The following is a 13,644-nucleotide window of genomic DNA, read 5'->3' as shown; positions in this document are numbered from 1 at the left end:
ACAGTCCTACTGACAGGCATAACAAGCAGCTTCCTCCCGGCAACACACGCCGGGCTCAGCCACGCAGACCCTCCAACAAAAAGTCCGCAGTCCCGAAACGAGCCCGCTCTACTCCCAGTCTCGAATTCCAGGACTCGCACTCAACCCCAAAACCCAGGCCCCGCAAAAAACAACGAACCCCACCTGCCAATAAATCAGCAGGTGGGGTTCGTTGTGAAAAAGTCTTATCGACGCAGGCCGAGGCGACCGATCAGGTCACGGTAACGCTCGACGTTGTTGTCAGCGAGGTACTTCAGCAGGCCCTTGCGGCGACCAACGAGAAGCAGCAGGCCACGACGGGAGTGGTGGTCGTGCTTGTGGAACTTCAGGTGCTCGGTCAGGATCTGGATGCGCTTGGTCAGCATTGCAACCTGAGCCTCTGGGGAGCCGGTGTCGGTCTCGTGCAGGCCGTACTCGGCCAGGATTTCCTTCTTCTGCTCAGTGGTAAGAGCCATGGAGTGTTCTCCTCGTAGTTATTTCAGTCCGCATGAAAAATCGCCTTGCTGCTCAGAAAGCCAAGACGGGTTGAACTGCTGCGAACCGCAGTACAGACCACAGTGCAATGTACCACGTGCAGGGCGGAAAATTAAAATCCCGCCACTAATTCTCGGAGCCGAGTTACGAAGGTGGTGTGGAATCGCTCTGATTCTACGCCGACGGCTACGCGCGAGGTGGCCCCTTCTGGCCCTACTCGATCCCCAGCGCCGATGGTGCGTCCTCGGGTGGGTTCGGTGAGATCCACTGTCAGGTGAAGTGGCAGGCACATAACCAGGGTGGGGTCTACTGCTATTGCTGCTGCGAGGGGATCGTGCAGCGCGCAGCCTCCGAGGTGGGGCGCGGTGGTTGCGTAGGCGCCGATGTAGTAATCGGCGATGTCTGCAAGCAGGTCACCTGGAGTTGATAGCCCACGCCACTCTGCGGTGTCTGTGCGGGTGAGCACGGTTTGGTGAGTGACGTCGAGGCCGATCATGGTCACGTCCAGTTCGGATCGGAAGACTATGTCGGCGGCTTCTGGGTCTTGGTAGATGTTGGCCTCACTCCACGGGGTGACGTTTCCGGGGACGGTGAGTGCTCCTCCCATGACTACTACTTGAGCGCGGGTGAAGTCGGGCGCGAGCTGTACCGCGTCGGCGATGTTGGTCAGGGGCCCGGTGGCCACGATGATCAGGTCGGGGTGCTCGCGCGCCGCCTCGACCAGGAATGGGGCGGCCTCCCCCGCTGCGCCGGATTCGGCTGGTGGCAGGGCGACGCCGCCGACGCCGTTGTCGCCGTGGATGAAGCGGGAAATCGGTAGCACCTCAAACGAGGTTGCGGTCAAGGCATGGGGCCTGCCGGCGTACACCGGGATGTCGCTGCGCCCAAGCATTGCGAGCAATGCCCGGGTGTTGGCCACGCCTTCTGCGACCGTCACATTGCCAAATGTGCCAGTGACAGCGAGAAGTTCCACTTCCGGTGAGGCCAGAATGTAGGCAAGGGCGAGGGCATCGTCAATGCCGGTGTCGAGGTCGAGGATTACTTTCATTTCAGGATCTCGCGGATCCGGGCGACGTCGTTATGCATTGCCGCTAACAGTTCGTCAACGGACTCGAACTTCTTCATTCCTCGCACGCGCTCCACAAAAAGCACGGTGCAGTCGTGGCCGTAAAGGTCAGCATGTTGGTCGAGGATGTAGGTCTCCACGCTGCGTCGGGTGTCGCCGAAGGTGGGGTTGGTCCCCACCGAAATTGCGGCTGGGTAGCGGACTCCGCGTTCCATGTCCCCTTGGATCGGCGCGGTGGAGCCGATAACAAACCAACCTGCGTACACACCGTCCGTGGGCAGCGCTCGCTTTTCTAAGAAATACATGTTGGCCGTCGGAAAGCCCAGCTCTTTGCCGCCGCGGCCGGCGCCACGCACGACAGTTTCGGTGACAGAGTACGGCCGGCCGAGCACCTTGGCAGCTGCGGCGACGTTGCCTTCGGACAGGAAGCGACGCACGGTGCTGGAAGAACAGCGAACTCCAGAGTCCGTCAGCAGTGGCATAACGATCACCTCGACGCCGTACTTCTCGCCCAGCTCCTGCAGGGTATCCGTGCTACCGGCGGCGCGCTGGCCAAAGGTGAAATTAGCGCCGACGATCACGACGGCCGCCTTCAGAGTATCCACGAGCACGGAGGTAAAGAACTCTTCCGGGGTGAGCTGCGCTAGGTCGCGGGTGAATGGCAGGGCCAGCATGGCGTCGATGCCGAGGTCGGAGACCATCGCTGCCCGTTCATCCATGGTGCCGAGCATCGGTGGCATCTTGTCAGGGCGAATCACAGCCGCCGGGTGCGGGTCGAAGGTCATGAGCACGCTCGGCAGATTCAGCTCCCGGGCCCGCGCGGTTGCCTCCGTAATCAGGCTCTGGTGCCCGCGGTGTACGCCGTCGAACACGCCGATGGTGACCACGCTGCGGGTCGCTACTGACACTTGCTCTAGTCCTTGCCAAATATCCACTGCACTAGATTACGTCATATGCTTGAGCAATGACTGACTTGCTCGACCGTTCTGGACTTGTGATCGTGGATAAGCCCGCGGGGATGACGTCGCATGATGTGATCGCGCGACTGCGACGCTTCTTTGGCACCCGGAAAGTGGGCCACTCCGGCACCTTGGATCCGATGGCTACTGGTGTGCTGGTGATCGGCTTGGAACGTGGCACCAAATTCCTGGCGCACCTGGTGACGGACACCAAAACGTATCAGGCGACGATCCGCCTCGGCCAGTCCACAACGACTGATGACAAGGAAGGCGAGGTCCTTACCACTACCCCATCCCACGCCAGCGTCGAGGATATTACGGCCGAGGTGGCGAAACTGACGGGCGAGATCATGCAGCGCCCCAGCTCGGTGAGCGCGATCAAGATCAACGGCAAGCGCGCCCACGAGCTGGTGCGCGCCGGTGAGAAAGTGGAGATCCCGGAGCGTCCCGTGACGGTGCATCGCTTTGACATTCTGGATATCCGCCAGGAGGGCGACTTCCAAGATATTGATGTGGAGGTGTTCTGTTCCTCGGGCACGTACATCCGTTCGCTCGCCCGCGATCTGGGGGCGGCGCTGGGCGTCGGTGGGCACCTGACGGCGCTGCGTCGCACGACGGTGGGTCCGTACACCTTGGACGACGCACAGACGTTGGAGCAGCTGGAGGCCACTCCCCGCCTGTCGCTGTCCCTGGATCAGGCGCTGGCGAAAGGGTTCCCGGTGCTTGAGGTGACGCAGCAGGAGGGCGTGGATTTGGCGATGGGTAAATGGCTCGCCCCGCGTGGTGTGAAAGGGGTGCATGCGGCGGTTACGCCGGAGGGGCATGCGGTGGCGTTGGTGAAAGAAAAAAGCAAGCGCTTATCGACGGTCTTTGTCGCCCGACCCTCGACCCTCTAAGACACCGCGGTGGTGGCGATCACGTAGCCGTCCTTGATCGCCCAACGCCCGGAGATAAACGGCACCGGTGTTGGCCTGACCAGCAGGTATGAGACGAAAGTACCGTCGTCCCGCAGGTCAATCTCGGCCTGCTCAAAGCCGAGCCAGCGGTGCGTCAACGGGAACCACGCTTTGTAGGTGGCTTCCTTGGCGCAGAACAGCAGCCGATCTGCGCAGTCCACGCCGTTGCCTTTCAGCCGTTCGAGTTGGGCATGTTCCCCATCGCGCGCGATTGAGCCCAGCACCCCGGTGGGTAGGGGTTCGGCGGGTTCGGCGTCGAGTCCCATGGAACGCACCAGCAGCCGCGGTGCGACGACGGCCGCCCGGAATCCATCGGTGTGGGTCAGAGATCCGCTGACTGAGGCCGGCCAGAGTGGCATTCCGCGTTCTCCACGCAGGATCGGCGCGCCGGTATCACGGCCGAGCTCTTTGAGGGCTTGGTGGGCGCACCAGCGGGCATCGCCAAATTCAGCTTTCCGCACGTCCAGGGAGTGCGCCACCAGCGCGCGCTCCAGCGGGTGCAGGTTGTGGAAGTGATCCAGGGCGTGTTCCGGTTCCCCGGTGCGGAAGGTGCAGAATTTCGCCGATGGTGGAAACAGGGAACTATCCAGCATGTTCCACCTCCAGCACTGGGTATGGCCACGGGCGGTCCGGCGGGTAGGACTCCCATTCCCGCGGATAGCCGAGGGAGACCTCAATGTGGGGAATCCCAGCGACTTCGGTGATGCCCGGCATGTGCAGGTGCCCGAAAATGACCTGTTCAGCGCCGTAGCGCTGCGCCCAGGTTCTGGTGTGGCGGGTACCGCACCACAACCCGATTTCCGGCCACGGCATCTTCCCAATCGGTTCGTACACCAACGGCCAGTGGTTAATCAGAATGGTGGGTCCACTGACGCGACCGAGTCGCTTGATGGAATAGGCGAGCCGGTCCCAGCACCAGGCCCGCACATCCACGAAGGGTTTGATGGCAAACTCGTCCGTCATCACCACTTGGACGTCGTGGGCGGCCTGGACGGCCTGCTCCACGGTGCGACCTGGCGCCCTGAAGGAGTAGTCGTACAGTGTGAACAGCGGGACGATGGTGCGACCCGCAAAAACCGGGTACGGGTCTTCGGGGGTCAGGACGTCGATAAGCCGGCAGCCCTCCACCAGCTCGTCGTACTTGTCGCGGCCTTTCGCGCGGTCGCCGCTGCGGCAGAACAGCTCGTGGTTCCCCGGCACCCAAATCACGCAGGCAAACCGACGCCGCAGCTTGGTTAGTACCTCCAGCACCAGCTCGGTTCGTTCCGCCACGTCGCCCGCCACGATCAACCAGTCGGAGGGGTGCCGCGGCTGGATGGAGTCAATCTCCGGGCCGTTCGCTTTCACAGCGGCGTGCAAGTCAGAGACAGCCCAAAGCGTTTGGGTGTATGCCATGGGTGTCTCCTTTCCTGCCAAGTGCTTTTAAATAGTAGCCCACTTCATACTCTGGAAACGTAGTAGCACCGCGATGGCGCGCAGAACTAGGAAGCTCATCAGGCCGCACCACACGCCCAGCAGCCCCCAGCCGAACGCCAGCGACAGCCACACCAACGGCAGGAAACCCGCGACAGCTGCCAACATGGTGGCGTTGCGCAAAAACGCGGCATCCGACGCACCAAGCAGCACACCATCGAAAGCGAATACCACGCCGCCGATCAAGACCATGGCGCACATCAGCCACCACGGGCCGTTGATCGTCTCCCGCACGTGCGGATCCGTAGTGAACAGCGCCGGGATCACGGTGCGCCCCAGCAGCAACGCCAGGGCCAATCCCCCAGCAAGCAGCATGGAGTACTGCACTACCTTCACGCCGACCCGTCGCGCCATTGCCACCGAGGACGCGCCAAGCGCCGAACCGATGAGTGCCTGCGCCGCGATAGCCAGGGAATCCAGCACGAGCGTGAGGAAAGACCACAGTTGCAGCATGATCTGGTGCGCCGCAAGCGAGACCTCACCAAAGCGCCCCGCCACCGCCGCGGCCGAGACAAAAGACACCTGCATCAGCGCGGAGCGAGCGATCAGATCCTTACCCAAGCCAAGCTGGCGCTTGATCACCGCCAGGTCAGGCCGCCAACTACCGCGGTGCGCGCGCACCAAGGCGAGGAAAAAGCCCAGGAAGGTGATCGTTTCCCCGATCAGGTTGGCCCACGCCGAACCGACGATGCCGAACCGATGCACCAGGATCGGAACCAATATCGCGCTCGGGATCACCCCGGCCAGGGTGAAGAGCAGCGGTAGTCGAGTGTTGTGGAGCCCGCGGAGCCAGCCGTTTCCGGCCATCGTCGCCAGAATCAGCGGAATACCGAGCGAGGCGACCCGCAGCCACAGCGCAGCTTCCGCCGCCACCGTCGATTGGCCGGAGAGCCACAGCGAGAGCGTCGGGGCGCTCAGCCACACTGTCACGGCTAGCAGCAGACCAACGGCGAACGCCACCCAGGTGGCCTGGACTCCTTCCGCGACGGCTTCCGCCCGCTTCCCCGCCCCGAACAATCGGGCGGACCGGGCGGTGGTGCCGTAGGACAGGAACGTCAGTTGGGTAGTGACTTGCGCCTGAATCGTGGTGGCTGCCCCGAGCGCCGCGAGATCGGTGGCCCCCAGCCTGCCCACGACAGCCGTGTCGAGCAGCAAATACAGCGGTGTTGCGGCGAGCACGCCGAGCGCAGGCAGTGCCAACCCGAAGATGGTCCGGGCGTCTACCCGCACCGGCTTTTCGACGGCCATCAGTTCAGAACCGCGCCCACCGCAGCGAGCAGTTCCTGATGAACCTCGGCAACGGTGCCAGTAGTGGTGTAACCGGCGGCGCGCACGTGTCCCCCACCACCTATGCGCGCAGCGATGGCGGAGACGTCGATGTCCTTGGTAGTGCGCAGTGATACCGCGAACCAGCCCGGTCGGTATTCCTTGAACACGGCCCCGACGTCCGCAGCGCCCACGCCACGGACGTAGTCAACGAGGCTTTCCACTTCGTTCATGGCGCAGCCTTGGATGAGGTCGTGGGTGGCGGTGAGGATTGCGACTCGATGTCCGTCGATCTCCGGTACAGTGATCGCAGACAGCACCTGCCCGACCATGCGTAAACCGGGGATGGAGACATCATCCATGAGTGCGCCGGCGATGCAGCGGGTGTTGATGCCAGTGGCCACCAGTTCGCCGGCCAGCTCATGCATCGCGGGGCGACCCCAGCGGAAACTTCCCGTGTCCGTAACCAGGCCCGCGTAGATGCTGTGCGCGATGCTAGTGGTCAGCTCCACACCGAGGTCGCGCAGCCACGCCCTGAGGATCGTGGTGGTGGATTCCGCGGTGGGATCCAGCAGCTGCCAGGTGCCAAAGCCGGTGTTGGAGGCGTGGTGGTCCACCATGATGATCGGAGTGTCGGTGTCGCTGAGCGCGCTGGAGAACGCGCCGGTGCGATCCAGGGATCCGCAGTCTAGCACCACGTAGAGGTCCACTTTGGGTAGTTCGGTAGCACAGGTGATCTGGTCTGCCAGCGGGATGCTGAGCAGATTCGCGGCAAAGGCCTCCGGCTGACCGATCCAGCCGGAGGCAGTTTTCCCAAGCTGGTGCAGTGCCTGCAGCACGGTGGTCACGCTGCCGATGGCGTCGGCGTCTGGCCGGATGTGGCCCATCACGGCGATGGTGCTGGCCTCAGTTACCGCTGCGGTGGCTGCACGAAAATCCACGGTTTACTCGTCCTTATACGGGTTGGCGTCACCGGCAGGAGTGGCGTTTTCGGCGAGCTTGCGCAGTTCTTCGTCGCGCTTGCGGGCCTTGGCCAGCAGGTCTTCCATATGGGCGGAGCTTTCCGGCACGGTGTCGAGCTTAAAGGTGAGGGTGGGGGTAAACCGCACACCGAGCTGATCGCCGACGATCTTGCGGAGCTGGCCACGGGCGCGGTGAAGAGCCTCCGCAGCGGCGGCGGTGTCTGGTTCATCATCGATGGAGGCACCGCGGACCGTGTAGTAGACGGTGGCGTCGTGCAGGTCGCCGCTGACGGTGCAGTCAGTGATGGTGACGTATTCGAGCCGGCGGTCCTTGATCTGCAGTTCGACGGCGGATGCGACGATCTGCAGGATGCGCTTGGCCAGTCGTGCCGAACGGGCGTTGTCAGCCACGTGAGGCCTCCTTCAGTTGGGTATTACTTGTGCGGTACCAGCTTAACTAACATGCGTGTGAGACGAAAACAGGCACCCAAGTTTTCCCTGGGTGCCTGCGTTTCATTTTCGCGTTTTTAGGTGCGTGGAATTTCAACCATTTCGTAGACCTCGATGATGTCGCCTACCTGGATATCAGGGTAGGACAGCACCATACCGCACTCGTAGCCTGCGGAGACTTCCACCACGTCGTCCTTTTCACGACGCAGCGAGTCGATGTTGGTCTTGTCCGCCACGACGTTGCCGTCGCGGATGAGGCGGGCCTGGGCGTTACGACGCACCTTGCCGGATTCCACCATGCAGCCTGCGATGAGGCCGACAGCGGAGGCCTTGAAGATCGCGCGGATCTCAGCCTTACCCACTTCGCGCTCTTCGTAGATCGGCTTGAGCATACCCTTGAGGGCCTGCTCGATCTCTTCGATGGCGCGGTAAATGATGGAGTAGTACCGGATTTCGACGCCTTCGGCGTTTGCTTCCTCGGTGGCCTTGCCTTCAGCGCGAACGTTGAAGCCAATGATCACGGCGTCGGATGCAGCTGCCAGGGAGACGTTGGTCTGGGTGACGGCACCAACACCACGGTCGATGATGTTGAGCTGTACTTCGTCGTCCACCTCGAGGCCAAGCAGCGCTTCTTCCAGTGCTTCCACGGAACCGGCGTTGTCGCCCTTGAGGATGAGGTTGAGGGTGCTGGTTTCCTTGAGCACTGCGTCCAGGTCTTCCAGGGAGACGCGCTTGCGTGCCTTCGCTGCCAGTGCGTTGCGCTTGCGAGCGCTGCGTTGGTTAGCGATCTGGCGTGCCACGCGGTCGTCTTCCACCACGAGGATGTTGTCGCCCGCGCCTGGGACAGCGTTGAGGCCCTGGACCTGGACTGGGCGGGATGGGCCTGCCTCTTCCACGTCCTCACCGTATTCGTCGACCATGCGGCGGACACGACCGAAGGCGTCGCCAACCACGATGGAGTCACCGATGCGCAGCGTACCGCGCTGAACCAGGATGGTGGCCACTGGGCCACGACCACGGTCGAGGTGGGCTTCGATGGCCACACCCTGTGCGTCCATGTCTGGGTTGGCGAGCAGCTCGAGGGAAGCGTCGGCGGTGAGCAGCACGGCTTCCAGCAGCGCTTCGATGTTCTGGCCCTGCTTTGCGGAGATGTCCACGAACATGGTGTCGCCACCGTATTCTTCTGGGACCAGGCCGTATTCGGTGAGCTGGCCACGGATCTTCTCCGGCTGAGCGCCTTCCTTATCGATCTTGTTCACTGCAACAACGATCGGCACGTCTGCTGCTTGAGCGTGGTTAATTGCTTCCACGGTCTGTGGCATAACGCCGTCGTCAGCTGCGACAACGAGGATCGCGATATCGGTGGACTTGGCACCACGGGCACGCATAGCGGTAAACGCCTCGTGACCTGGGGTATCCAGGAAGGTGATGGTGCGGTCCTGGTCTTCCAGGTGGACTTCCACCTGGTAGGCGCCGATGCCCTGGGTGATGCCGCCGGCTTCACCCTTACCCACGTTGGCCTTTCGGATGGTATCCAGCAGGCGGGTCTTACCGTGGTCGACGTGACCCATGACGGTGACCACTGGTGGACGCTGGGCGAGGTCTTCCTCGTCACCTTCGTCTTCACCGAACTGTAGGTCGAAGCTCTCCAGGAGCTCGCGGTCTTCGTCCTCTGGGGAGACGACCTGAACCTTGTAGTTCATTTCCTCACCGAGCAGCATCAGGGTCTCTTCGGACACGGATGCGGTTGCGGTGACCATCTCGCCGAGGTTGAACAGTGCCTGGACCAGTGCTGCTGCGTCGGCACCGATCTTCTCAGCGAAGTCGGACAGGGAGGCACCGCGGGCAAGACGCAGGGTTGCGCCACCGCCGTCGGGCAGGCGTACGCCACCAATGACGTTTGGTGCCTGCATTGCCTCGTATTCGCTGCGCTTCTGACGCTTCGACTTACGACCCTTGCGTGGTGCGCCACCTGGGCGTCCGAATGCACCGGCAGTACCGCCGCGACGTCCGCCGCGACCGCCACCGCCGCCACCGCCACGGTTGAAGCCACCTGGGCCACCGCCTGGACCGCCGGAGCCACCACGACCGCGTCCGCCACCAGCTGCACGGGATGGCATCTGGCCTGGGCTTGGGGCGTTGTGTGGCATCATCGCTGGCGATGGACGACGTCCGCTGCCCTGACGCTCCTCGGAACCGCCCTGTGGGCGTGCGCTGCCGCCACGGTTCTGGCCTGGGCGTGCGCCACCTGGGCGTGGGCCACCCTGGCCTGGACGTCCGCCACCTGGGCGTGGGCCGCCCTGACCTGGGCGTGGTGCTGGTCGTTCGGAGCCACCGCCGGTGGAGAATGGGTTGTTAGCTACGCGCGGTGCTCTACCACCTGGCTTCGGTCCAGGCTTGGCCATTGGGCGTGGCATGGCCTGCTCGCCCGGCTTGGCACCTGGCTTCGGGCCTGGCTTTGCGCCGCCCTGTGCTGCTCCCGGCTTCGGGGCACCAGGCTTCGGCGCGCCAGGCTTTGGTGCACCTGGCTTTGCGACGCCAGGGGTTGGAGCCTGGAACTGTGGTTTTGCGCCTGGCTTTGGCGCTGCGGGCTTAGCTGGCTCAGCAGGCTTCGCTGCAGCTCCCGGCTTTGGTGCGCCAGGCTTTGGCGCAGCTTTAGGAGCTGGCTTTGGTGCAGCTTTGGGGGTTGGTTTTGCTTCTTCGGCAGGCTTTACGGCTTCGCCACCGTTTTTCTTTTCGTAGAACTGGGTCATCTTCTTGACCACAGGTGGCTCAATGGTGGACGAAGCCGTCTTAACGAATTCGCCCTGTTCCTTCAGGGTTGCGAGCAGTTCCTTGCTGGTAATACCGAGCTGTTTTGCCAACTCGTGTACACGTAGCTTTCCGGGCACTTTTCTCCTCTATGTTTTCTAGAAGTCTCCAAGGCCCTTGCCAGCAAGGTGCTTGAAGCTTCTAGGTGTCTACTGTGACGTTCATCGCTGATGCTTCATCGTGTGCTCATCAGTGTGTAGTCTTCCTTTAACTTTCTTCGGGTCCAGCAACAAGTGCTGTGAGGTACTTACGTACAGGACCTGTGTCTGGCGTGCCAGACACCCTAAGCGCCCTCCCGAAGGCTCGGCGCTGTTCAGCGGTGTCCAACGCAGTGAGCGTTGGGGTAATCCATGCGCCCCGGCCTGGACGTTTCCGTTCCGGGTCGGGTACCACCACGTCGCCTGCTTCCCTGCTGAGCACGACTCGGAGGAGCTGTGTGTCAGGGAGAACCTGTCTTGTTGCTATGCATGTCCGCAGCCGGATCGCTTTGGTCATGCATCACTACTTTCTGGTCTGTTGCGGTTGTGGTGGCGGAAAATGGCAACACAAAATCGCCGCCCCGCACACGGGCCGTCATCCACTCTACGCGAAGAGGGCTAAAAAGTTAACCCAGGGTTCACCCTTTTACTGTGCGTCGGAGCGGATATCGATCTTCCAGCCGGTCAGTCGCGCGGCCAAGCGGGCGTTTTGCCCTTCCTTTCCGATAGCCAAGGACAGCTGATAGTCCGGCACGGTGACCTGGGCATGCTGTGCTTCGGCATCGATGATCTGCACATTGACCACCTTGGATGGGGCCAGGGCATTGCCGACGAACTTCGCTGGATCCTCGTCGTAGTCGATGATGTCGATCTTCTCACCGCGCAGCTCGTTCATGATGTTGTTCACACGCTGTCCGCGAGGGCCAATGCAGGCACCCTTGGCGTTGAGGCCTTTCACCGTGGCGCGAACGGCGATCTTGGTCCGGTGACCTGCTTCGCGAGCGATACCCATGATTTCGACGGCGCCGTCGGCGACTTCTGGGATTTCCAACTCGAAAAGGCGCCGCACGAGTTCGGGGTGCGTACGAGAGAGGGAGATTTGGATCTTACGGGACTGGCGGGCGACCTCCACGATGAAGGTCTTGACGCGGTCGCCGTGGGCGAGCTTCTCGCCGGGGATTTGTTCGCCGGGCAGCAGGAGGCCGTCTTGACCTTCGAGTTCGGTGCCCAGGTTGATGACCACGATGCCGCGTTCGTTGGCGATGGCGTCGGCTTCAACGACGCCGGAGACGATGGTGCCTTCGAGGCCGGAGTACTGGTCGTATGCTTGGGACGCTTCGGCTTCGCGCAGCTTCTTCACGATAGCGTCGCGCACTGCGAGGGCGCCAACGCGTCCGAAGTCTGCGGGGGTGTCGTCGAATTCGCTGGTGACGTTGCCGTCTTCATCAAGCTCGGAGGCGATCACGGCAACATTGCCGGTGACCTGGTCGATATCGATGCGGGCGTGGACACCTTCGTTGCCGGGGGTGGAGCGGTAGGTGTCGAGCAGCGCCTGCCCGATCGTGACGATGAGGTCCTGAACTGGGACTTTCTTGTCCTTTTCGATGGCCTCCAACGCCTTGATGTCAATATTCACTTGTTGTCCTCTCGCCATGCGATGGCTTCGTCATAGGTCAGGCCGGCGAGTTCTTTCTCGACGGCGGGTACTGTTGAGAATTCAATTTCTACCACCGCGACCGCACCTGAGGCCAATTCCAGGTTCTGAATGCCCAGCTTTTTCCCATCGCGGGTGATGAGGATTACGTCGGTTTCGGCGTCGTTAAGCGCGCCAATGCGTGCGAAGCTGCACTGCCCGTCGCGAGTGACGGCCACCTTGCGACCGTGGTTGCGGCGCCAGTGGCGAGGTTGCGTGAGCGGCTTGTCGACGCCAGGGGTGGTGACCTCGAGGCTGTAGCCAGGACCGAAGCTGACGTCGCCCCGAGATTCCGCCTGGTCGAGGGCGGCGCCGATGTCGTTGGAGATGACTTCGAGGAGGTCGAGGTCGGGGCGCTCGTCGCGGTCGACGGCGATGGCGACGACGGACTTGGCGCCCGCCTTCGTGATCTTCATGCCCTCAAGATCCATGTTGTAGCTGCTCAGCACGGGCGTGATCAGCTCGGTGATTTTATCTTCGGTCGGAAAAGCCATGGCTACCACACTAGCGCGCCCAGGTCTGTAGACTAACCCGCTGTGAAACTACGTCTGCTTGCCGTCGCTTCCCTGTTCGCGTTGACCGGATGCTCCATCATCCCACCCACCCCAAACGCCACACTGGTAACGCTCGGCGAGGCAGCGCTCGGCGACGCCGCCGGCTCCCCAGACTCCGACTACGCGACACTGCGCTCCGCCCAGGCACAAGCCCTCTTCGCCGAGATCGCCCGCCTGTGCGGACACACCTCCGACGGCACCGTACCCGACGCCTGCATCTACCCCACCGCCGACGCCACCCCTAGCTCGAACAGCCCTGCGGAAGCGATGGCTAGCGTCCGCGACGTATTCAGCAAAATCCCGGCGGAATCCCAGCCCCGGCTCGCCGTGATGTACGCCCAACTCGCGATGCTCTCCCCCGCCACCACCTTCGCCGCCACCGATTCGCCCCCTTCCGGAATGCGAGACTGGGAACAAGGCGTCCTCTTCGGCCTCGACCACGCCCACGCCTACACCGGCGAACCCATCACCAGCCTGATCAGCGCGCACTCGGAAGTACTGGCAGCACTACCCGCCGGGTCCACACCCAGCCCCATCGCCTTCGACCTCAGCAACTACCCGCAAGTAAGCTCCGCGGACACCGCACGCGAGTTCGCCCTCGCCATCGAATCCGACAGCGCACAACGCTGGCTCATCGCAGCCACCGAAAACCCAAATGACCCCTTTGACCTCATCCAGGCAGGTAACGCAGCCTCCAGGTACGCCGACCTCGCCCGCGAATCCGGACTGGACCCCATGGCAGCCGAGTTTTTGCAGCTCGGGTAAAGGGTGCGGGGTTCCCGGTGATTTAGTGGCCCCGCTCCCGCCCCCAACCCAAAACTCGAGACCTGGAATTCGAGACTCGGTGAATAAAACCCTGGATTCCAAGCTTGGGTGTGCGGACTTTTTGTTGGAGTCCTACGCGGCGGTGTGGGTTGGTAGTGATTCGAGTCCCCGGCTGTGGGCCAGGGTTTGGTATCCCAG

The 13,644-nt window shown here is 62.6% G+C and carries 14 protein-coding genes; 2 read left to right on the top strand and 12 right to left on the bottom strand.

The features are described 5' to 3' along the window. Window positions 1–224: 224 nt before the first annotated feature. The 3 genes from rpsO to ACZ6ZO_RS12335 form a co-directional block, all read right to left on the bottom strand. Window positions 225–494: a 30S ribosomal protein S15 gene (gene rpsO, locus ACZ6ZO_RS12345; RefSeq protein WP_182386325.1), complete on the bottom strand. Its 270-nt coding sequence runs from the start codon at window positions 492–494 to the stop codon at window positions 225–227. 131 nt (window positions 495–625) lie between these two features. Next, entirely contained in the window at window positions 626–1,561 is a 936-nt protein-coding gene (locus ACZ6ZO_RS12340) for a nucleoside hydrolase (RefSeq protein ID WP_465292969.1), read from the bottom strand. Continuing rightward, window positions 1,558–2,514 carry a bifunctional riboflavin kinase/FAD synthetase gene (locus ACZ6ZO_RS12335; protein ID WP_465292967.1) on the bottom strand — a complete coding sequence of 319 codons (957 nt, stop codon included), beginning with the start codon at window positions 2,512–2,514 and terminating at the stop codon, window positions 1,558–1,560. Before ACZ6ZO_RS12335 ends, ACZ6ZO_RS12340 begins: the two co-directional genes overlap by 4 nt. 29 nt (window positions 2,515–2,543) lie before the next feature. Here ACZ6ZO_RS12335 and truB point away from each other — a divergent pair, with 29 nt between their 5' ends. Then, on the top strand, window positions 2,544–3,434 hold the full coding sequence (gene truB, locus ACZ6ZO_RS12330; protein WP_465292965.1) for a tRNA pseudouridine(55) synthase TruB: 891 nt from the start codon (window positions 2,544–2,546) through the stop codon (window positions 3,432–3,434). Here the strand turns inward: truB and ACZ6ZO_RS12325 are convergent. From ACZ6ZO_RS12325 to rimP, 9 genes are all read right to left on the bottom strand, one after another. Then, a complete protein-coding gene (locus ACZ6ZO_RS12325) occupies window positions 3,431–4,087 on the bottom strand; it encodes a 4'-phosphopantetheinyl transferase family protein (protein ID WP_343159705.1) in 657 nt (218 codons plus the stop codon). The genes truB and ACZ6ZO_RS12325 overlap by 4 nt on opposite strands. Further along, entirely contained in the window at window positions 4,077–4,889 is an 813-nt protein-coding gene (locus ACZ6ZO_RS12320) for a metallophosphoesterase family protein (protein WP_182386330.1), read from the bottom strand. Before ACZ6ZO_RS12320 ends, ACZ6ZO_RS12325 begins: the two co-directional genes overlap by 11 nt. 27 nt (window positions 4,890–4,916) lie before the next feature. Then, entirely contained in the window at window positions 4,917–6,215 is a 1,299-nt protein-coding gene (locus tag ACZ6ZO_RS12315) for an MATE family efflux transporter (RefSeq protein ID WP_465292962.1), read from the bottom strand. After that, complete coding sequence (locus ACZ6ZO_RS12310) at window positions 6,215–7,174, bottom strand: DHH family phosphoesterase (RefSeq protein WP_465292960.1); 960 nt, start codon at window positions 7,172–7,174, stop codon at window positions 6,215–6,217. Before ACZ6ZO_RS12310 ends, ACZ6ZO_RS12315 begins: the two co-directional genes overlap by 1 nt. 3 nt (window positions 7,175–7,177) lie before the next feature. Further along, window positions 7,178–7,606, bottom strand: a complete 429-nt coding sequence (rbfA, locus tag ACZ6ZO_RS12305; protein ID WP_182386332.1) for a 30S ribosome-binding factor RbfA — start codon at window positions 7,604–7,606, stop codon at window positions 7,178–7,180. 116 nt (window positions 7,607–7,722) lie between these two features. Next, window positions 7,723–10,536 carry a translation initiation factor IF-2 gene (gene infB, locus ACZ6ZO_RS12300; RefSeq protein WP_465292958.1) on the bottom strand — a complete coding sequence of 938 codons (2,814 nt, stop codon included), beginning with the start codon at window positions 10,534–10,536 and terminating at the stop codon, window positions 7,723–7,725. Between the two features lie 127 nt (window positions 10,537–10,663). Beyond that, window positions 10,664–10,951: a YlxR family protein gene (locus ACZ6ZO_RS12295; RefSeq protein WP_182386334.1), complete on the bottom strand. Its 288-nt coding sequence runs from the start codon at window positions 10,949–10,951 to the stop codon at window positions 10,664–10,666. A 129-nt stretch (window positions 10,952–11,080) separates the two neighbouring features. Then, window positions 11,081–12,070, bottom strand: a complete 990-nt coding sequence (gene nusA / locus ACZ6ZO_RS12290) for a transcription termination factor NusA (RefSeq protein ID WP_465292955.1) — start codon at window positions 12,068–12,070, stop codon at window positions 11,081–11,083. Next, entirely contained in the window at window positions 12,067–12,621 is a 555-nt protein-coding gene (gene rimP, locus ACZ6ZO_RS12285; RefSeq protein WP_465292953.1) for a ribosome maturation factor RimP, read from the bottom strand. The genes nusA and rimP overlap by 4 nt, the downstream gene beginning before the upstream one ends. Window positions 12,622–12,663: 42 nt before the next feature. Between rimP and ACZ6ZO_RS12280 the strand changes: the two genes are divergently transcribed. Then, window positions 12,664–13,446, top strand: a complete 783-nt coding sequence (locus ACZ6ZO_RS12280) for a hypothetical protein (RefSeq protein WP_465292951.1) — start codon at window positions 12,664–12,666, stop codon at window positions 13,444–13,446. Window positions 13,447–13,644: the final 198 nt, after the last annotated feature.

It is taken from the genome of Corynebacterium sp. NPDC104732, assembly GCF_055583565.1.
Note: the sequence above shows the minus strand (reverse complement) of the source record. Positions and strands in the feature narration are given on the sequence as shown.